Source organism: Prevotella mikamonis (assembly GCF_055381405.1).
In genome coordinates this window covers 2183551-2203637 of sequence record NZ_AP035785.1, presented here as the reverse complement: position 1 = coordinate 2203637, position 20087 = coordinate 2183551, and the positions used below count along the sequence as shown (strand labels likewise).

Here is a 20087-nt window from a genome sequence, read left to right as displayed (position 1 = left end):
TGAAAGGAGGAGTGGTGCCACCAGGAATCGAACCGGGGACACAAGGATTTTCAGTCCTTTGCTCTACCAACTGAGCTATGGCACCAACAGTTGCTTTTCGAAAGCGAGTGCAAAGATACACTTTTTACGTAAGTCTGGCAAATTTTTCAGATAGAAAATATCCATATTCAAAAAAATACCGTACCTTTGCAACACCAATCGGGATGTAGCGCAGTTGGTAGCGCACTACGTTCGGGACGTAGGGGTCGGGCGTTCGAGTCGCCTCATCCCGACTTGAAGACAGTTTATCGGTGTTGTGATGTCAACCTGATAAACTGTTTTTTTATTTTCCTGCCCTTATGTATGCACAAGTGTATGCGCCGCAGGGGCATGACTATGGACGAATGGAAATATCTTTGCAGTGATACTAACAAATCAAAAAGTAATACTGTATGGATAACAAGAATCAAAACATGATGCTGTCTCCTCATTTTTCGCTTTGGGAAATGACGCGTTCGGGGACGGCAGAGCAGTTGGGTATCGAGAATATACCTAATGCTGAAGAGGTAGAAAACCTGAGATTGCTGTGTAAATATGTGTTAGAACCTTTGCGACAACGCTTCGGTCGCATCATTATTACAAGCGGATTCAGATGTGAAGCATTGAATAATCGTGTGAGAGGTGTGCCCACTTCGCAGCATCTATGTGGTCAGGCTGCCGACATACATATCTCGAATCGGGAGATGGGCATGCGCTACTTCAATTTCATTAAAGACAATTTGGTGTTCGACCAACTGCTCTTTGAGCGCAGATTAAAGAATGGTTGTCTGTGGTTGCATGTGAGTTACAACGCTTCAAACAATCGTAGAAAAATAGGTATATTGAGTATGAAATAAGATGAAAAAGGCTATCCTGAGCAATTAGGATAGCCTTTTTTGTTGTTTATAGCCTTATGTCGGCGATGAATTTTTCTACTCCTGTTCGGATAGAATGTAGTCCGAAGTCGGCCGGATTGATTTCCTTTATCGGAATCCATAGACATTCATCGGCATCGTCGGCAGCTTTTAAATCACTGATATTGTCCACGTGGCAACGGAAAAATAAGTCGAGGGTCGGTATTGTCAAGCCACTATACACATATAGGTTGGGCTGACTGAAGAGGTATTCTGCACGCGTCACATGGAGTCCGGTTTCCTCTTTCACCTCGCGGCATACACCCTCTTCGACAGTCTCACCGGCATCGGCGAATCCTCCGGGAAGGTCGAGTGTACCTTTGGCAGGGTCTTTTTTACGTCGCACCACAAGCATTTCGCCGTGCTGATTGGTGATGATGGCGGCATTGGCACTGCTCGGATTCATGAACAATTCGAATCCACAATCGCCACAGACCTTGCTTTTATCGCTGTTGGCAGTAAACTTCTGGCTGCCACAGACAGGACAATAACTGTATTTATCGAGCAACATAATGGTTACCAATTATCGGTTCTGAAGGGGAATAGCGGCAATAATGCACCGTTTTTCACATTGCCATAGCCCCAGTTGTTGAAGGCATAGCGCACGGCCACGGGCTTCTTCACCTCAGGACAGGTGATAATGATGCCCTTGGTGTAGTAGTAGTGTGCATTGGCTTTATGGAAAACACGGTCTTCGCCGGCCACTTCAAATCCTTGTAAATCTTCATATCGGTTGATACTTCTGTAGTCGTTTTTCAGGTGAACGTAGCAAGTATCATTGCTTATTCTGAGATCTTTGAAGCTGGCACTCTCACACATAATCTCCTTCATGTCGTAGGTTTTGTTCAGTGCTTGCCATGCCAGTCGCTCCCCCACTTGTCTTTTTTGTGCCGGATGTATCTGGTCGCTCTCATAAGGATATACCAGGTCGTCGGTACATACAATGCCACTGTTGGGGATAACGAGCGAAGCATTATATTGTTGTTCTCGCAACAAAGCCCCCTCGTCGCCGTCTTTCTTGCCATAATTATATGGAGCTATCTGCACAAAGTAGAAAGGTATCTGGCCAAGTTTGAAGTCGCGGCGCCACTGCTCTACCAACATTTTCAGTCGGTTGGTATATTGTCCGGCCGGATCGCCCACGTTAGAGCAGCCTTGATAATAGAGTATTCCCTTGACGGTATAGTTGAGTATGGGATTGAAAGTGCCGTTGCCCCATACCAGCGGACGATGATATCCGGTCTTGTATTTCTTGATTATCTGTGCTGTATCCAGTGGTTCTTGCGTATATTTTTTCAGATTGGCTTCGTCGAGCCATCCTTCTACGCGTGTTCCCCCCTTGTTTGCCATGATGATGCCTACAGGGATGTCGAGCGCCTTGTTCACCACTTGTGCAAAGAAATATCCTGTAGCCGAAGCATAAGCTACCGTTTCGGGGCTTATCACTCTCCATTCGCCACCGCGGGCGTCTTCCTGTGGCTTCATGGCCATAGTGCTTGGAATGGGCATATAATGGATGCCACTGTATTGACGGGCTTCTGTCACGGCCTTGTTATACCCTTCTACGGGGCAGTTGTCAAATCCTTTGACGGGCATCTCCATGTTGCTTTGTCCTGCACACACCCATACTTCGCCGGCCAATACATTCTTGACGGTAGTCATGTCGCCATCGTCGAAGGTGATGCTGAAGGGCGTATAGCTGGCTTTCGGAGTTGCTACTTCTACGAGCCATTTACCATCTTTGCCCGTTTTCACCTGGTAACTCTTCCCGTTCCAGGATGTCGTTACCTTGACGGGCGTACCCGGTTTGTCCCAGCCCCATAGTCGGGCATTGGTGTTTTGCTGGAGAATCATGTTGTCTCCAATCATCCGTGGAAGTCTCACTTTGGCATAGCTGCCCAAAGTTACGGCAACCAATGCTGAGCATAGTACAATTCGTTTTAGCATGTTCTTTTGTTTGTTTAGATATATCAAATGCAATATTACGAAAAAAACGGCTATTTTTATTCTTATTTGTCCATAAAAAAGAGACGATGTTCCAGCATCGTCTCTTTTCGTATATAGTGTTTCTTGTGATTTCGTTTACAGCAGAGCCTTGATTTCGCTGTCCAGGTCTTTCACTTGAACGTCGCGCTTTACGAGCGTGTTGTCACGGCCAATGAGGAAGAAGGTGGGAATGCTCTGTACGTTGTATTGCGACAATATCGGACTGCTCGGTCCGTTCTCGTCGCGCACACTGATCCAAGGCAGGGCGGCAGTCTGTGTCTTCCAAAAGTGTTCGTCGGGGTCGACAGACACCTGATAAATCTCAAATCCGGCAGCATTATACTTGTTGTAGAGCGAACGCATCATCATAATACGCTTCGGACTTTCCGGTGTACTGAACGCATGGAAGTCGAGCAACACCACTTTTCCGGCCAGTTGGGTCAGACTGCGCATGTTACCGCGGTTGTCGCGCAGTGGAACATCAATCAGTCCGGCCACCTTTACCTTGCTGGCATCTATGGTAGCGGCCTGCTGTTTGGCTTCGAGTATGCGCACATCTTTCATTCCCTCGATGGCAATATTGTGCAGGTTGAGTCCACGTTCGGCCTTGGGATAATAGGTATCCCAACTTGTAGCCACGGCAGCAAACACCTTGATATCGTCCTTGTTGTTGCGCGGATTGAAGATGAGCGAGTTCACATTGCCCAGCGTGAAAGCCTGGAAGAGGGCAAAATAGCTGTATGCCTTCATCGGTTCTTTGAAGATATACTGTATCTTCACGTTGTTCTTATAGGCCGTGAGCACCTTACCCACACTGTCTTCTACTGCCTCTACGCCCATACCGGGGTTGTTGGCGATGGCGTTTATCTGTGCCTGAAGTCCCATTTGCATCAGGGCCAGTTCCTTGATTTTGGCACAGTTGTCGCTACCGCTGACCTCATATTTCGAAGCCATCGTAGGATACGATGCTTTCACATTCACGGTCTCGGTAGAGTCGATAGACAGATTGATAATCTGGCCGGCAATGCGCAGACGGTAGAATTCGGGTGCATCGGTAGCCTTCTCATCGAAGCTGAAACGACCATCGGCATCCAGTTTTACAGAGTCTGTGACTACCGGACCATTGAGGCTCATGTTTTCAAAGTAGAGCACAGAGTCTTTGGCATCGGTAATCTCACCGTTGACATGGAATTTCTTGTTGTTGCAAGAGACGAAACTCAAGCTTGCCAGTGTGATGATGGCTGTAATGTGGAGTCTAGATATATTCATTGATTAGGTTATTTCATGTTTTGCATACAAAAGTAATAGAAATGGGTCGAAACACAAAATTAATTGTTTTGTTTTTTACACCATTTCACAGACATCTACACCCGTTATGAACGGGGGGCTGTGGAAATCGTTCCACCGTCTTGTCAGAATTGTCTCATCAGTGCATGACCGACATAGACGGCCACCAATCCCGTTGCCAGACTGACACCGGCATATAGAGCTGCCGTGAGCGGATGGCCGTCGCGTAGGAGCATGAGGTTCTCGTTGCAGAAGGTAGAGAACGTGGTAAGACCGCCGCACAGGCCCACTGTGAGAAATAATTTCATGTCGCCGCCGGCCCAGGCCACGCGTGCCGACAGGCCATAGAAGATGCCTATGAGCAGGCAGCCTAGCACGTTGACCACCCATGTGCCGTAGGGAAACACCGAGAGAATGCTGCCCTGAATGGAGCGCGAGAGCAGAAAGCGGAGCACCGTCCCTATGGCTCCGCCCATTGCCACTATCAGTATAGTTCGTATCATCAGCGTGTAAAGGTACTCATTTTCATGGTTTTACGTATGCCTTGAAGCTGTTTTTTACGTATAGGGAATCTATCGGGACGGGGAAACCCTTGAAAGTGTAGGGAAAATCCCCCTCGTGTATATGGAAAACCCCTTGCCGATGACGCATATCCTGCCTAACTTTGCAACCATCAAACAGTCAATGGACAAAAGTTAGAGAGCAAACATAAAGAATTAGAGAGTTATAAAAATCAGGATGATGACTGTTGATTATAGGTATTAGGTTTATACTTTAGGTATTGAAGATAGATAACTCAAGTTACATGACGTATTGTGTATGTGGCAGGTTTTTATTCCGAGAACGGGGTGAAACCTGCTTTTTTCGTGTTTGTTGACAAATGGAATGAGAGTATTTAGTATATTTGCATACACTTGAACAAAGAAAGGAGATACGTTATGAAAAGACAACCCAAAATGTATCATGAGGACGATTTCGACCTTGAGAATGTATACAACGAAGACGACGATTTCTTTCGTAGCTACGAATGTGTGTAAAATCCAAAGATGATAAAAGGGAGTAATCGGCAGCATGATTACTCCCTTTTTTGCGTTATAGTCGTGCTTGTGAATTTTAGTAGAGTATAATTTTACAATGATAAATCAACTATAGAGTGATTCTACGACATCCTTATTGATACTATAAGTACGATTTTTATTACTACCTTCGGGAGATATTATATGAATTGCAGTAAGTGCCTGAAGGTATTCCCTGGTCCTTGATATACTTTTACCTATGACATTGGCTATAATATCTGTTTTTGAATGGTCGTTTGATATTATGTAACAAACAATCTCAACAAGGTTATCAACTATATCGGTGGTAATTGATAGTTTGTCGTTGATATTTGGAGTTGTAGATAGTTTTTCGTTGATAAAACTCTTTATTTTTATTTTTTCGTTGATATTTTCTCCATTTTTTTCTGTTTTGACTTTATTATTAACGACATCGTTGATAATAGTATCGTAGTCATCATATAATTGAAGCATAGCCTCTACATCTTGCTCATGTCCATTGAATGGTAGAGTGAGGATGGTTCTATCTACTTCTCCTTCTTTCTCTATGATTGAAGCATCAGTGTGATAGACAGTATTCCATACATGTATGATGCCATTCAAACCGCTTCCGGCACGTTCTCCAAAACGGATAAGTGAGAAAAATTTAAGAATGGTACTGTTACGAGGGTCTGATACTCCACCTCCTATAGCCTCTTTCTTTGGGATACGAAGGCGTCCTGGGTTGGCAAAGACGAAACCGTCTTTGTTTTTAGATATGACAATTCCCTGTCTTCCCCAATAATCGGCATTCGACAGGGTGTTGACAACAGCTTCGCGCAGCAGTTTGTGCATGGGTGTATCATCGATTCTTTGTATTCCTTTAAGAACAAATGGAATTTTTAGATTCGACTGAAGTTTTGGAAGAATCTTAAATGTAAAGTCAAATAAATTGCCACTCCAATCTCCTGAAGCTGATGTGATTCTGTCTTTCCATCGGGTAACACCTATCATTACACGGTCTTCTTGGTAATCAAGGAAATATTGGGGAAAATGATTGGTTATCTCATATTCATAGCCAAACATTAGCAAACCAGCTTCAGTAGGATGATATTGTCCATCGTTTGCCACAGATATAGCTTTAATGCGGCGGAGAAACATATTGTTGTCAAGTTGATTCCAAAGGTGGTTTGGATTGGTACTTTTAAAAACATTGCGATAGCTATTGATACTTTCCTCGCAAAATACATTCATTCCCATATCCTTGATAGGCGTTGCGTCAAGCGAAGAATTTGAAGCATCACGTAGTATGGCACTAATCTCTTCGATAGAACACAAGTGATCTCCTTCATTCCATCTTCGATAAGTACCTCTGCGAGGGTCTTGTCCTTTATAGACAGGGCGAGCTGTACGTTCTGCCCGTGGTACTTCGACTACCAGAATATCTTTGTTTTCTAGTGTGGCAACATAGACCATACTATTGGTTACGATGTTGTGGCTAATCTTTTGACGGTTGTTGACCATATTCCAAAAGTCATTCTTCATCTTTTCGGCATCTGCCAATCCGTCTTTCATGTAGAGTGTGTGGTCTGTTTTCTCTTCTACCCCCAAGAGAATTGTTCCACCATCAGTATTTGCAAAAGCAGAATAGGAATCCCAAAAAGAATCAGGAAATCCTCCTTTTGCGCTTTTTGCTTCAAGATGGCAGTCTTCTTTCATGCCAAGTATGTGCGATAGGTCTATCATATTTGTGATTCTAACATTATGGGTCATCATGATTGTCAACAACAATCTTTGGTTGTAAAGGTACAAAAATAAGTGATACAATGGAAGATTTAATCAAATAATATTGAGGGTTAGTAAGAGATAACTCAATGACTTATCAACTTAAAAACTCAATAGCTCATCAACTCAAAAACTAACAATCTAACACTTAAAAAACTGCAAGGCCGCGGCAGCGTTGCTGTTTGGCCTTTGCACGAAAACTGCTAAATCTCTGCAACATTGCTGCCGAGCCTTTGCAGTAATGTGATAATTTGCTAAATAATCGGGATTTTCGTCTTGACTTATCTATGAAAGCAGTATCTTTGTAACGAAATATTTTTTAGATGTCAATCAAAACAATAAAGTTTTAATTTTTTAGATGAACGTAATTACAAAAACAGTTCAATTGCCTGATGGAAGAACTATCACGATTGAGACCGGAAAAGTTGCAAAACAAGCCGATGGTGCTGCGGTACTCCGCATGGGCAACACCGTACTCCTCGCAACCGTTTGTGCAGCTAAGGATGCCGTTCCGGGTACAGATTTCATGCCTTTGCAAGTAGATTATCGCGAGCAGTACAGTGCTGCCGGCCGTTTTCCCGGCGGATTTACCAAGCGCGAAGGCAAAGCCAGTGACAACGAGATTCTCACTTCTCGTCTGATAGACCGTGCACTGCGCCCCCTTTTCCCTTCTAATTACCATGCTGAAGTTTATGTTCAAGTGATGCTTCTTTCAGCCGATGGCGTGGACCAACCGGATGCACTGGCTGGTTTTGCAGCTTCTGCCGCTATGGCTTGTTCAGATATTCCCTTCGACTATTCTATCTCTGAGGTTCGCGTGGCACGCATCAATGGCGAGTACGTGATCAATCCTACATTCCAGCAGATGGCAGATGCCGATATGGACTTGATGGTGGGTGCCACCAAGGACAATATCATGATGGTGGAAGGCGAGATGGACGAAGTGTCGGAGCAGGATTTGATTGGTGCGTTGAAGGTAGCTGCCGAGGCCATCAAGCCTATGTGCGAGTTGCAGGACGAGCTGTCCAGGGAGCTGGGCACGGACGTGAAGCGCGCTTACGATCACGAGATTAACGACGAAGACCTGCGCCAGCAGATTAAGAGCGAGTTGTATCAGTCGGTTTACGACGTCAACAAGCAGGCTCTTGAGAAGCATGCCCGCATGGATGCCTTCGATAAGATATTGGCCGACTTCATTGAGAAGTACGATGCAGCACATACCGACCTTTCGGCCGACGAACTGGATGAGAAGCATGCCGAGGCTCATCGCTACTACGACGACGTGATGCGCGACGCCATGCGCCGTTGCATTCTCGACGAGGGTATGCGTCTTGACGGTCGCAAGACCACCGAAATTCGTCCTATCTGGAGCGAGGTTTCTGCCCTTCCAATGCCTCACGGAAGTGCTATCTTCCAGCGTGGCGAGACGATGTCGCTGTCTACTTGTACACTTGGTACGAAGCTCGACGAGAAGATGATCGACGATGTGCTCGACAAGAGCTACATGCGTTTCCTGCTTCACTACAACTTCCCACCGTTCTCTACAGGCGAGGCGAAGGCTCAGCGTGGCGTAGGTCGTCGCGAAATCGGCCACGGCCACTTGGCATGGCGCGGTCTGAAGGGTCAGATTCCTACAGACTTCCCTTACACAGTGCGTCTGGTAAGCCAGATTCTGGAGTCTAACGGTTCGTCTTCTATGGCTACCGTATGTGCCGGAACATTGGCATTGATGGATGCCGGTGTGCCGATGAAGAAGCCCGTATCGGGCATCGCTATGGGACTGATTAAGAATCCGGGCGAAGAGAAGTTCGCAATCTTGAGCGACATCCTGGGCGACGAAGACCACTTGGGCGATATGGACTTCAAGACCACTGGTACGAAAGACGGCTTGACAGCTACCCAGATGGACATCAAGTGCGACGGTCTGAGCTTCGAAATCCTGGAACAGGCATTGATGCAGGCAAAGGCTGGACGCGAGCATATCCTCGACAAGATGATGGAGACCATCTCCGAACCGCGTGCAGAAATGAAACCGCAGGTACCTCGTATCGAGGCTTTCGATATTCCTAAGGAATTCATCGGCGCTATTATCGGCCCTGGCGGAAAGATTATCCAGCAGATGCAGGAAGACACCGGCGCTACCATTACTATCGACGAGAGCGACGGCAAGGGCCACGTACAGGTATCAGCTCCCAACAAGGATGCTATTGATGCAGCGTTGGCAAAGATTAAGGCCATCGTGGCTATCCCCGAAATAGGCGAGGTCTACGACGGTACTGTCCGCTCTGTCATGCCTTATGGCTGTTTCGTAGAGATTCTGCCGGGCAAGGACGGTCTGCTCCACATCAGCGAAATCGACTGGAAGCGTCTTGAGACTGTAGAAGATGCAGGTATCAAGGAAGGCGACAAGATACAGGTGAAACTGCTTGAAATTGACCCCAAGACTGGTAAATACAAGCTCTCTCGCCGTGCATTGCTGCCCAAACCTGAAGGTTATGTAGAACGTGAGCGTCGTCCACGTCGCGAGAACAACGGCGAACGTCGTCCTCGTAGAGACGGAGACCGTCAGCCACGTCACGAGCATAGCGAGAGCAACGACTAAGCCTTATATATAATAAGGTGTAGTTTACAGTTCGGGCCATGCGGCCCGGATGTAGACAACACACATAGAAAAATCCTTCTCATGGTTTGATGAAAACCGTGGGGAGGATTTTAATTTTTGCCAAAATATTTGCACGTATTGTTTTTTTTGCTATCTTTGCAATATCGAATGAGATATATTTTTAAAGACACATATTATACATTAACATAAAAACGAACAAGATTATGGAAAAGAACGAAATTTACCGTTGCAGTAAGTGCGGAAATATTGTAGAAGTAGTGAATGTAGGTGGCGGTCCTCTCGCCTGTTGCGGCGAGCCTATGGAGCTTGTAAAAGAGAACAGTGTAGATGCAGCTACCGAGAAGCACGTGCCTGTAGTAGAGAAGATTGAAGGCGGATACAGAGTGACTGTAGGTTCTGTGGCTCACCCGATGTTGGAAGAGCACTCTATCCAGTGGATAGAACTCATCGCCGGCGATACTGTAATGCGTAAGTATCTGAAGCCGGGCGACGCTCCTGTAGCTGAATTCAAGACCGACGCTACCGAGGTTTATGCCCGCGAATACTGCAACCTCCACGGTTTGTGGCGTTCATAAACTGCCCGATATGAAGAAACTCCCTGTAACCCAATATGTGGTTGCAGGGAGTTTTTTTGTTATCGTAGACGTATGAGTTGGTAATTTCCAAATCGAAGCGCAAATATCTGGGATAGTTTTTCAAGGTGAAAATATGAGTAGAGACGGTGTGTAATCCGTATCTATGGTATCTTCTGCTGATAATCAGTGTTGCAGTTTTTGAAGGGATGAGTGGGAGGAATAGGGAAAAATTGTGTATCTTTGTGTTTGGAGGGAGAGGGATGCTCTCTTATGGAAGAAAATGCCTAACGAGGAATACTATATACACAAGTTGGAACGGCGCGATATACGCCCCACGGCTATCCGATTGCTCATTCTTAGAGAGATGTGCCGCGGAGACGAGGCGGTGTCTATGCCCGATTTGGAACGTTGGTTGCCAACGGTCGACAAGTCTACCATATCGCGTACACTCTCTCTTTTCCTGCTCCATCGGCTGGTCCACGCTATCGACGACGGGTCGGGCATGCTGAAATATGCGGTATGCGACGACTCGTGCGACTGCTCCGTAGACGACGAGCATACGCATTTCTATTGCGAACGTTGCCACCGCACGTTTTGTCTCAAACGTATAGCCGTGCCTGTTGTGCCATTGCCCAACGGGTTTCAACTCAACAATATCAACTATGTACTGAAGGGTGTTTGCCCGGATTGTGCAGAAAAGGAGTTTTAAGTAGACGAGTTGACAAGTAGACAAGTTAACAAGTAGATTCACAAACTCGAGAACTCATTTATCTGGCAACTTGTCTACTCGTCAATTCACTTAATACTGAGAAATGTTATTCAGTTCTTTCAACCTACGCTCTTGTGCCGACGACGTGAGGGTTTGTACCAGTTCAGACCAACCGATATGGGTCTGTGGAGCGAAGTCTTTGCTCTGCATATAGCCCAGAAGCGAACGATAGAACTGTTCGCCTTCAGGGGTGCAGGCAATGGAATCGAGGTCGGCCATGCACACTAACAACCGCCCTTTGCCCACGCTGAATTCAAAGATCAGGCCGAGCTTATGGTTGCGTTCCACGTTGTCTATCACCTGAACAAGAGGGCGGTAGTCTCTCGACAAGCGGTCGAGGATGAGCGGACGGGAAGCTTTGACGATGGGAAACCACTGCCACGACGTGCAGCTGTCGGTGGGGAAGTCGCGGAAGAGAGCGTGGGCAGGGTTCATCAGCAGTCCGAGCGTACCTGGACTGACACGCTTCTTGTTGTTCTCGCAGATGGTCTTAAACATGCGATAGTTCCAATAGTCGGTCTGGAAAAGACCGGCGACGGTGTTTCCAGCCACCGCAGCTGAGTCGGGCATGAGCAAGACACGTGCCCCGCGCTGAAGTTTCCGCCCTATGTCTTCGGTCATCTTGTGGGTTACAAGGATGCCTTTCTTGAGCTGGTCGAGTGATTTCTCGCTATTGGGATATACCCACATGGGATAGCTGTTGGCATATTCCGTACCTTCTATCTGTAGTTGTACGCGCAGTTGGGTAGGTCGCAGAATGTCGCAGATGCCATCTTCTATCGAGCCAATCCGGAAGAGACCAAGGCTGTCTGTGGCGATAGGGAGCTGGCCCTCGCTGTGTACCGAACCATCGGGCAGCAGCAGTTGCCACCGCAATGTTTTTCCTCGTAGCGACTGCCCGCTGTAGTTGGCTATGGCAGCGTGGGCCGACCATGTGCAATCTGCACCCTCGTAGGGCCGTTCGGCAGTGCTGTAGACATACGAATAGAACTCCAGCATCGGCACGACGGGCGCACAGAAACCACGCCACTCACGGGCCGTGACGTAGCCCTTGTTGTCCATAAAGGCGTCGAGCAGTCCCACGTAGGCACTGCCTTGGCCGGGATAGTCTTGTAAGTCGAGCAGTTGGAATCCAGCCATGTTGCGTGTCCGTAAATCCATCTCTATGTCGGCCTTATACAACTGTGCCGCCCACAAGCCCGAAGCGCGATGGAAGTCGTGGGCCTGAGCTGCCATGCCGGCATCGGCAAGTCGCTTACGGAATACCTCCATGCTGTAAGGATAGAGTACACCGGTGTATTTCTGCATCTGGGCGTAGTCGGGATAGGACTGGAACTGACCCGTCTCGTGGCTGATAATAGGCACGGTGGCAGCGTTGCAAGCCTCATCGAAGTTCATCATCGTATTGGGCGGGCAATGGTTGAGCAGTCCGCCATCGAACGCATCGGCAAAGGAGAACGAACCGCGCGTATGGGTATTGAACTTGTCCCAGGCCTCGCCGCCGATGCGACAGGTCGTGAAATAGTCTATACCGGGTTTGATACCCTGATAGCCCAAATAGTAATTGGAGCCGAAAGTGTAGAGCTTGGAAGGGTCGAGACGACGGAATTCGTTCACGAAAGCGTGCATCATGTCGATGCTGCCCCATAGTTCGTTGCCCAAAGCCATCATCACAAACGACGGATGGTGGGCATATTGCTGGATGATATTCAAGCCCTCGGTCATCAGGAACGACATGAGGGTGGAGTCTTTTGCATTGAAATCGCCCCAGAAAGGCAGTTCGGGCTGTAGATAGATGCCCTGCTCGTCGGCTGCCCGGAAGGCTGCTTCGGGCGGACACCATGAGTGGAAACGCACGTGGTTGATGCCATACGACTTGAGCGTCTTGAGATATCTGTTCCACGAGACCGTGTCCATAGGCACATGACCGGTTAACGGCCACACGCAGGCGTCGTGCTTACCGCGCAGAAAGGTCTTCTTGCCATTGATATAAAAATGGTGGCGGTCGGCGGTAAACTCGCGTAATCCAAAGGAAATGGTGGTTTCCACACCATTTAGATTGAGCGTGATGTCATAGAGGTCGGGACTGAATTCGCTCCACAGACGGGCGTCAGCACCAAGATTGAGTGTCACTTCTACATAGCCACCTGCCCGCTTTTCGAGATTGAACACATCGCGCGTGATTACCTTTCCGTTCCATGTGCGCGGTGTAGCCGATATCGTCAGGTGGGAATTCCGGGGATGAGCGCCGTCGGTATAGACCTTGACGGTAACGGAATGTTGGGCCACATGGGGTATCAGACTATAGCCTGTGATGACGGCAGACGCCAATGGCTGAAGATAGAAGCTGCCGATGACTCCATTCCAATTGGTTTGTGTATCTTCGGTATAGGCATGGCTACTGGCATAAATCTGCTCCGGAACTCCACTGGCATTGTCTATACAGAGGACAAGCGTGTGGCGTCCGGGTGTCAATCCGCCCGAAATCTCGTACCACTGCGGTACTGATATATCGCTCTTCGACCATAGCTGCTTGCCATCGATGTAGAGTGTGGAGGGCTTGGTGCGCTCCATGAAGAGATAGATGTCGTGGCCTCGCCACGATGTGGGAATCTCAACGGTGCGCCGATACCATGCTTTGCCCTTGAAACTGTGCAGTCGCGTGAGGTGGGTAGTCTCAGTTTTTGACGAAGGCTGCATGCCCTTACCGGCCACATCGGTAGTGCCAGGCAACATGATAGAGTCGTCGAACAGCGTGGGAATCGTCGTCGCCCCATCTGTACGGAGACACAAGTCCCACTGCCCTGAGAGGTCGATACGGTCTTGGGCCACTGCCGTGGCGAGGCCTAGAAGTAGAAATAGCGTAGATAAGTAGTATTTCATGGAGAATCAGGTGGTTTGCTCGATGAGATTCTTATGAACAAAATAGCACCTATAGCCAATAGACTATAGGTGCTATTTTTGTATATATTCAAATTATTTTACCTGTATTTTCTTACCATTAACGATATAAATTCCTTTAGGTAATCTTTTTACGTCGGTCTCTTTCAATTGTACGCCTGTAAGCGTATAAATGCGCTGAACTCCATCTGTAGATGTGTATACAGAATTACGGATACCACTAGTAGGTGTCATAACTATACTTGTGACAGTATAATTCATACCTGTAAGAATAAGGCCTTTATCTTTTAAGGCTGTAACAGCTTCTTCGTTGAGTGTAAAGGTAACTGTATTGTCTTCTGCCTTTACTTTAAATACATTCCCACCAGCTTCATTTGCAGAAAGAGCAGGCCAACCAGCTGCATTTTGAACAAAAGAAACTTGTGCATTGCTTCCTACATTTTCAATAGTAGCAACAAGGCTATAACCAGCCTTGGCGTTGACAAACTTATCTTTAGTAACGGTAACGGTCTGCCAACTTGCAATATCTTTAGAGCCTTCCCATAACACTCCATTATCAGCTTCAAGTGCCACTTTGGTAACAGTATAGCCTGTTCCGGCCAAAGCAAATCCCTCTTCTTTTACAATTTTAGCCTTTTCTTCATCCAGCACAAAGGTTGCTTTTTCGGCTCCGGCTGTAATGTGGAAAGGATCAAACAAAGTACCATTATGCCAATCGGTACGCCAAATTTCTACATTACGCCACGTTTTAGGGTCTTCAGTGTACTCTGTGAAATCTACGATAATCTTGTCACCAGCTTTCACATCAGCCAATTGATCGGCTGTAATTTTAATACTTTTCTCACCATCAAGACGCTTACCATTTGAATAGGTGACATTTCCTGTCCATAAATCAGCTGCTTGAGCTGTCATGACAAGGGTTAATAACAATGTAATAAGAGTAAATGTTTTTTTCATTTGATTTGGTATTTATAAGTTTATATAAAAAATAAAGATTAATCTAATAAGTTAAATCTTACAAATCGGTTTATAATGGATGCTGCAAATATATAAATAATATTTCTACTTTATACAAAAAATGATATTTTTTTTCGGTTTTCGTAAGAAAATTGTTAATAAAACAATAAATCACATATTGTGTTATAAGGAATTTGTTGTAACGATTTGTTTGTTTACCTGACACCAATTTCTTTCAACAATCAATCAGTATATTCCCAACTATCTATTATGAATAATATATAATGGATGTCGCCCCGTCTGTACGGAGACACAAGTCCCACTGGCCTGAGAGGTCGATACGGTCTTGAGCCAGCGCCATAGTGCAGCTTAAAAGTAGAAATAAAGTAGATAAGTAGTGTTTCATGGGGAATCAATTTATCGTCTGGTGATACATGTTATCAATAAAGAGGCCGAGGCGAAGGCTATGCCGACAAGGCAGACGCCCAGCCATCCGGCAGTGGTCCAGCCCTGTCCGGCACAGTAAGTACCCAGGCTGCCACCGATAAAATAAGTAGTCATGAAGATGGTGTTGACGCGGTTGCTGGCTTCGGGCAACTCCTGTATGCAACTGCTTTGGTTGCTCAACTGCTGACATTGTACACCGATGTCTACCAAGATGATGCCCACGATGATGCCTGCATAGCTGTCGCCAAACACATAGACCGTGAGCCAGGCCACTATCTGAAGCATAGCCCCAACGGCACTGAAACGCCGCACGCCGTATTTGGGAATCCACTTGCCCATGCCCGAAGCCGCCACGGCACCGGCAATACCGCACAATCCGAGGACACCCACCATGTCGCTGCTGTCGTAGAAAGGCGAACCGGCGATGTGGAAAGCCAGGCACGACCAGATAGCCAGCATGCTCCCAAATCCAAAAGCAGCCCTGACGCTGTTGAGGCGAATGCGTGGATGGGTACGCACAATGGTCCATACGGAGTGCATCAAGCCGAGATAGTTGCCTGTGAAATTGGCTCTCATGCGAGGCATGAGCCGCAATGTAACGAGGCAGCATACGGCCATGATACAGGTGGCGATGGCGTAAACGGCACGCCACCCCATCCAGTCGCCGATGAAACCCGACAGCACACGTGCTGAAAGGATACCGGTGAGCAGTCCTGACAGCACGTAGCCCATATTGCGGGCCTTGTTCTCCAGTCGGGAATACTGGCCGGCTATTGGAATAAAAAGTTGTGGAACAACAGAACAGAGACCAAGAAACAGCGATGCCGTCCAAATGATATGGAGGTCGGTGGCCAACGCTGTGAGGGCTGCCATGAGGGCAGCTCCCGTCATACAAACAATGATGATACGACGCCGGCTATAGAGGTCGGCAGCCGGGATGACCAACAGAAGCCCCAGGGCATATCCCACCTGCGTGATGACGGTGATGAGATTAGCTCCGACTTCCGTGGTGTGGAGATCGTGACGAATCATGTCTAACAGGGGTTGACTGTAGTAGAGATTGGCTACAGTGAACCCTGCCAGCATGGCCATGAGTATCATCATGGCACGGGGTATCCCCTTGTTTTCTTCCAGTTGAAGCATTCAACCACAGATTGCATGGCATACCGAGGTAAACGATATGCCTGAAATCACACTAGCGATTGGGGAAAATCTCTTTCAACAATCGGTCGGCATGTCCCCAACGGTCCATCATGAACAGCATATAACGGATGTCGACGCCGATGCAACGAGTCAATCGCTTGTCGTAGTTAATATCGCTTGACAGGCTGTCCCAGTTGCCATCGAAGGCCAGACCGATGAGTCTTCCCTTGCCGTCGAACATGGGCGAACCGCTGTTTCCGCCCGTAATATCGTTGTTGGTCAGGAAACACAGTTGCAGTTTACCGGTCTTTGAATCGCTATAGGGAGTGAAGTCGCGGGCAGAAAGCAATTCTTTCATAATGGGTTCTGCCTTGTAGTCGAAGACATCTTCGCCACGATTCATTTTCTCTACGATGCTCTCGGCAGTGGTATAGTAGCCCGACGGCTTGCCACCGAGTTCGAATCCGCCCACCTGGCCATAACTCAGACGCATGGTGAAGTTAGCATCGGAGTAGTGGGGCAAATCTTCTTCCATGCGGAGCTTGGCTGCACAGAGGTATTTCTCCTGGTCGAGAATGCTGTCGCCTACGGCAACTAATTCGGCAGCTAATTCGGCAGTGATTTCCAACAGGTCGAGACCATAGTTCACACCCAAGTCTTTCTGGAATGCCTTTCCGTTTACATAGAGCTTCTTTCCGCTCTTCATGACGAGCGACTTGTCGTAAAGCGTGGCCGCATAACGGGCATAGTCGCCGTTGAACCTCTTGTCTATCGTTGTGTAGAACTTCGGCAGATACTTGCTGTCCACATGGCTACGATAGTTCTTCAACAATACGGCCATCACCTCTTTGTCGAGTGCTGCATCCCAATTCTGACTGTTGTCATCGAACTGAATATATTGCTTCTTCTTGCGATTCTTCGGTCCTCTCACCTCAGCTTGGTTCAGATAGTTGGCTCTCTCGTTGAATTCGCTGGTACGGTGGAATGTCTCGCTGAAGTACGTCCAAGCCTTCTGGGCGTTGAACCGCTTGGCATACAGACGGGCCATGAGATCGAAATCGAGCTTGCCTTTGAGGAAACCGGTCGAGTCTTGCCATGCTCTGAGACGTTGCTCGTAAGCCTGTTTCTGCCCGATGATGCCGATAGAGTCGATACATTTGTTCATGCCGATGGAGTTTTTCCAGTAGTTGGCACTCCGGGCATACTTGGAATCGTACTTGATACGTACCGCCTCCGAGGCACGCATGTGGCGTTGCATCACCTCCTGCTTGACACCGCGAACCTGAGCGCGGGGTGCATTGAGGGCATCGCGACACTCACGTATGCCGTAGGAAGAAAGATAACGACTGGTCGAACCGGGATAGCCCATGGTCATGGCAAAGTCTCCCTCCTTGTATCCTTCGAGACTTACGGGTGCCCAATGTTGTGGATGATAGGGTACATTGTCCTTGCTGTAAGCTGCCGGTCCGTTAGTCTTGGGGTCGGCATAGATGCGAAACACAGAGAAGTCGCAGGTTTGTCGGGGCCACATCCAGTTATCGGTTTCACCTCCAAACTTACCCATCGACTTAGGCACGGCGAACACCAAACGCAGGTCGGTGAAATCTTGATAGGTAGTGGCATACCAGTGATTGCGCTCGTAGAAAGGAGCGACGTCGATGCGTAATGTCTTATCTATCTTCTTAATAGAGTCGTTTAGCTGTTTCTCAAGCGCATTGAGGAGGACAGATTGGCGGTCGCGCGATTGGCCCTCGATGAGCTTGTTGACGCGCTCGGAGATGTCTTCCTGCTTCTTCATGAACGATACGAACATGTTTTCATTGGGCAGTTCGTCGGCATAGCTCTGTGCCACAAAGCCGTTCAACATATAATCATGCTCCACCGTGGAGTGCGAGCGAATGGCTTCAAAGCCGCAATGATGGTTGGTAAACACCAATCCATCGGGCGACACGACGACGCCCGAACAGTAGCCGGAAAAGCTGACAACGGCATTCTTGACGGCATCTTTACTACTATATAGGTCGTTGTAGGATAACTGGAAACCCTCGGCCTGCATCTGTTCATACACAGCTTTAGGCAAATTATAGAGTGTCCACATGCCTTCATCGGCGTTCATGGGCAGCACGGCAAGCATACATAAGGCTGCCAACGATGAGATTTTCTTCATTGTATATTATCTTTTTAGTTTGATATTTTCTTTCTTGATAGTCACGATGACGAATACCCCTATCAGCAATGTGTTGACAATGAGCGTAGGAAGGATGGGGAGCAGACTGCTCGCCAGCTGTATTCCGCCAAACAAGACTGCCGTCAGAACAACATACAGCAGTATCTCTTTCAAGGGATAATTGATGGGATAATAACGTTGTCCTACCACATAACTCACCACCATACTTACACCATAGGCTGCAAAACCGGCCCACGCGCAAGCCATATAACTGAAGTGGGGAATGAGAAGGATATCCATCAATATCAGCACCACACATCCCAATCCCGAAAAGTAAGCTCCCCAAATGGTGCGATCGGTCAATTTATACCAGAATGAAAGGTTGAAATAGATGCCAAACATGATTTCGGCTGCCATCACAATGGGTACTACCCGCAGCCCATCCCAGTAGTCGTGGGCCACCACATAGCGCAGTATATCCATGTAGCCCATGACCATCAAGAAGGCAAGTAAGGTGAAGATGATGTAGTATTTCATCACCTTGGCATAGGTGTCTTTGTTGTCTTTGTCTTTCGTCTTGCCGAAAACGAACGGCTCATAGGCAAACCTGAAGGCCTGGGTTATCATTACCATAATCATTGCTATCTTGATACTGGCGCCATAGATGCCTAGTTCCACCTGTGCTTCGGCTATCGAACCATTGTAGAAATAAGGGAAGAGTATCTGCGAAGCACTTTGGTTCAACTGTCCGGCCAAGCCCAGAATCAGCATCGGCCATGTGTAGCTGAGCATGCGCTTGCATACTCCCTTGTCGAATCCAAAGGTAATACCTTTCAACTCTTTCCACAGCATCAGAAGCGTGACGATGGTACATGTCAGATTGATATAGAAGACAAAGGCTACATTCAGTGTGAATTGAGCATCGTAGATACCGAAAGGATTGATTCTGAAGTAGGGCAATACGACCAGATACAACAGGTTCAGGACGATGTTCAGGGTGATATTGACTATCTTCAGCAGTGCAAATTTATAGGGCCTGTGCTTGTATCTCAGGTAGTCGAACATGATAGCTGTCCACGCGTCGATGGCTACACAGACCGCCATCGTGCCTACAAACGAGGGATGGTCGGCGTATCCCATAGCTGCCGAAATGGGCTGTAGGAACAGCAGTATCAGCAGCGAGAACACTAAAGCTATAAATCCTACCATGCGAAGTGTGGTAGAATAGACCATCGGAGCATTCTCTCCCTGTTTGTTGGCAAAGCGGAAGAATGTGGTTTCCATGCCGTAAGTAAGCAGGATGATGAGTAATGCAATGTAGGCATAGATATTGGTAATAATACCATATTGTCCCCCCGCAGCATTGAACTTATACACCTGAATGGGTACTAGCAGGTAGTTGATAAATCGGGCAGCAATGCTACTCAGACCATAAATGGCCGTATCTTTTAATAAAGATTTTAAATTTGCCATAGCTTAAC

General features: G+C 47.4%; 14 protein-coding genes and 2 tRNA genes. 5 read left to right on the top strand and 11 right to left on the bottom strand.

The features are described from left to right. Window positions 1–12: 12 nt before the first annotated feature. A tRNA-Phe gene (locus ACZ42L_RS09250) sits at window positions 13–85 on the bottom strand. A gap of 114 nt (window positions 86–199) precedes the next feature. Between ACZ42L_RS09250 and ACZ42L_RS09245 the strand changes: the two genes are divergently transcribed. Continuing rightward, window positions 200–272: transfer RNA gene (locus tag ACZ42L_RS09245), tRNA-Pro, on the top strand. 159 nt (window positions 273–431) lie between these two features. Further along, window positions 432–875 carry a D-Ala-D-Ala carboxypeptidase family metallohydrolase gene (locus ACZ42L_RS09240; RefSeq protein ID WP_464705916.1) on the top strand — a complete coding sequence of 148 codons (444 nt, stop codon included), beginning with the start codon at window positions 432–434 and terminating at the stop codon, window positions 873–875. Between the two features lie 46 nt (window positions 876–921). On the opposite strand, the gene ACZ42L_RS09235 is transcribed toward ACZ42L_RS09240, so the two are convergent. The 5 genes from ACZ42L_RS09235 to ACZ42L_RS09215 all read right to left on the bottom strand — a co-directional run bounded on the left by ACZ42L_RS09235 (window position 922) and on the right by ACZ42L_RS09215 (window position 6985). Beyond that, window positions 922–1443 (bottom strand): NUDIX hydrolase, encoded by a 522-nt coding sequence (locus ACZ42L_RS09235; protein ID WP_464715918.1) that lies wholly within the window; start codon window positions 1441–1443, stop codon window positions 922–924. Between the two features lie 5 nt (window positions 1444–1448). Continuing rightward, on the bottom strand, window positions 1449–2879 hold the full coding sequence (locus tag ACZ42L_RS09230; RefSeq protein ID WP_464715917.1) for a sialate O-acetylesterase: 1431 nt from the start codon (window positions 2877–2879) through the stop codon (window positions 1449–1451). Window positions 2880–3014: 135 nt separating this feature from the next. Then, window positions 3015–4187: a thioredoxin-like domain-containing protein gene (locus ACZ42L_RS09225; protein WP_464715916.1), complete on the bottom strand. Its 1173-nt coding sequence runs from the start codon at window positions 4185–4187 to the stop codon at window positions 3015–3017. A gap of 143 nt (window positions 4188–4330) precedes the next feature. After that, window positions 4331–4708 (bottom strand): fluoride efflux transporter CrcB, encoded by a 378-nt coding sequence (gene crcB, locus ACZ42L_RS09220; protein WP_464715915.1) that lies wholly within the window; start codon window positions 4706–4708, stop codon window positions 4331–4333. Window positions 4709–5347: 639 nt separating this feature from the next. Continuing rightward, window positions 5348–6985, bottom strand: coding sequence for an RNA-binding domain-containing protein (locus tag ACZ42L_RS09215; protein WP_464715914.1), 1638 nt, complete (start codon window positions 6983–6985; stop codon window positions 5348–5350). 397 nt (window positions 6986–7382) lie between these two features. Between ACZ42L_RS09215 and pnp the strand changes: the two genes are divergently transcribed. The 3 genes from pnp to ACZ42L_RS09200 all read left to right on the top strand — a co-directional run bounded on the left by pnp (window position 7383) and on the right by ACZ42L_RS09200 (window position 10931). Then, window positions 7383–9626 (top strand): polyribonucleotide nucleotidyltransferase, encoded by a 2244-nt coding sequence (gene pnp, locus ACZ42L_RS09210; RefSeq protein ID WP_464715913.1) that lies wholly within the window; start codon window positions 7383–7385, stop codon window positions 9624–9626. A gap of 221 nt (window positions 9627–9847) precedes the next feature. Then, window positions 9848–10222, top strand: a complete 375-nt coding sequence (locus ACZ42L_RS09205) for a desulfoferrodoxin (protein ID WP_464701676.1) — start codon at window positions 9848–9850, stop codon at window positions 10220–10222. A gap of 280 nt (window positions 10223–10502) precedes the next feature. Next, window positions 10503–10931, top strand: a complete 429-nt coding sequence (locus ACZ42L_RS09200; RefSeq protein WP_464702523.1) for a Fur family transcriptional regulator — start codon at window positions 10503–10505, stop codon at window positions 10929–10931. Between the two features lie 90 nt (window positions 10932–11021). Here the strand turns inward: ACZ42L_RS09200 and ACZ42L_RS09195 are convergent, their stop codons facing one another. The 5 genes from ACZ42L_RS09195 to ACZ42L_RS09175 all read right to left on the bottom strand — a co-directional run bounded on the left by ACZ42L_RS09195 (window position 11022) and on the right by ACZ42L_RS09175 (window position 20079). Next, window positions 11022–13874: a glycoside hydrolase family 2 TIM barrel-domain containing protein gene (locus ACZ42L_RS09195; protein ID WP_464715912.1), complete on the bottom strand. Its 2853-nt coding sequence runs from the start codon at window positions 13872–13874 to the stop codon at window positions 11022–11024. 93 nt (window positions 13875–13967) lie between these two features. After that, entirely contained in the window at window positions 13968–14849 is an 882-nt protein-coding gene (locus ACZ42L_RS09190) for a hypothetical protein (RefSeq protein WP_464698534.1), read from the bottom strand. A gap of 417 nt (window positions 14850–15266) precedes the next feature. Continuing rightward, complete coding sequence (locus ACZ42L_RS09185) at window positions 15267–16439, bottom strand: MFS transporter (RefSeq protein ID WP_464715911.1); 1173 nt, start codon at window positions 16437–16439, stop codon at window positions 15267–15269. Between the two features lie 52 nt (window positions 16440–16491). Next, the gene (locus ACZ42L_RS09180) at window positions 16492–18606 is read right to left on the bottom strand and encodes a S46 family peptidase (RefSeq protein WP_464715910.1); all 2115 of its coding nucleotides are present in this window, start codon (window positions 18604–18606) and stop codon (window positions 16492–16494) included. A 6-nt stretch (window positions 18607–18612) separates the two neighbouring features. Beyond that, window positions 18613–20079, bottom strand: coding sequence for a lipopolysaccharide biosynthesis protein (locus ACZ42L_RS09175; RefSeq protein ID WP_464702519.1), 1467 nt, complete (start codon window positions 20077–20079; stop codon window positions 18613–18615). Window positions 20080–20087 lie beyond the last annotated feature (8 nt).

Excerpts from the sequence above, each read along its gene's own strand:
- ACZ42L_RS09200 (WP_464702523.1), top strand. The coding sequence starts at position 10,503 with ATGCCTAACGAGGAATACTATATACACAAGTTGGAACGGCGCGATATA.
- crcB (WP_464715915.1), bottom strand. The coding sequence starts at position 4,708 with ATGATACGAACTATACTGATAGTGGCAATGGGCGGAGCCATAGGGACG.
- ACZ42L_RS09190 (WP_464698534.1), bottom strand. The coding sequence starts at position 14,849 with ATGAAAAAAACATTTACTCTTATTACATTGTTATTAACCCTTGTCATG.
- ACZ42L_RS09230 (WP_464715917.1), bottom strand. The coding sequence starts at position 2,879 with ATGCTAAAACGAATTGTACTATGCTCAGCATTGGTTGCCGTAACTTTG.
- ACZ42L_RS09180 (WP_464715910.1), bottom strand. The coding sequence starts at position 18,606 with ATGAAGAAAATCTCATCGTTGGCAGCCTTATGTATGCTTGCCGTGCTG.
- ACZ42L_RS09240 (WP_464705916.1), top strand. The coding sequence starts at position 432 with ATGGATAACAAGAATCAAAACATGATGCTGTCTCCTCATTTTTCGCTT.
- ACZ42L_RS09175 (WP_464702519.1), bottom strand. The coding sequence starts at position 20,079 with ATGGCAAATTTAAAATCTTTATTAAAAGATACGGCCATTTATGGTCTG.
- ACZ42L_RS09215 (WP_464715914.1), bottom strand. The coding sequence starts at position 6,985 with ATGATAGACCTATCGCACATACTTGGCATGAAAGAAGACTGCCATCTT.
- ACZ42L_RS09225 (WP_464715916.1), bottom strand. The coding sequence starts at position 4,187 with ATGAATATATCTAGACTCCACATTACAGCCATCATCACACTGGCAAGC.
- ACZ42L_RS09195 (WP_464715912.1), bottom strand. The coding sequence starts at position 13,874 with ATGAAATACTACTTATCTACGCTATTTCTACTTCTAGGCCTCGCCACG.
- ACZ42L_RS09185 (WP_464715911.1), bottom strand. The coding sequence starts at position 16,439 with ATGCTTCAACTGGAAGAAAACAAGGGGATACCCCGTGCCATGATGATA.
- pnp (WP_464715913.1), top strand. The coding sequence starts at position 7,383 with ATGAACGTAATTACAAAAACAGTTCAATTGCCTGATGGAAGAACTATC.
- ACZ42L_RS09235 (WP_464715918.1), bottom strand. The coding sequence starts at position 1,443 with ATGTTGCTCGATAAATACAGTTATTGTCCTGTCTGTGGCAGCCAGAAG.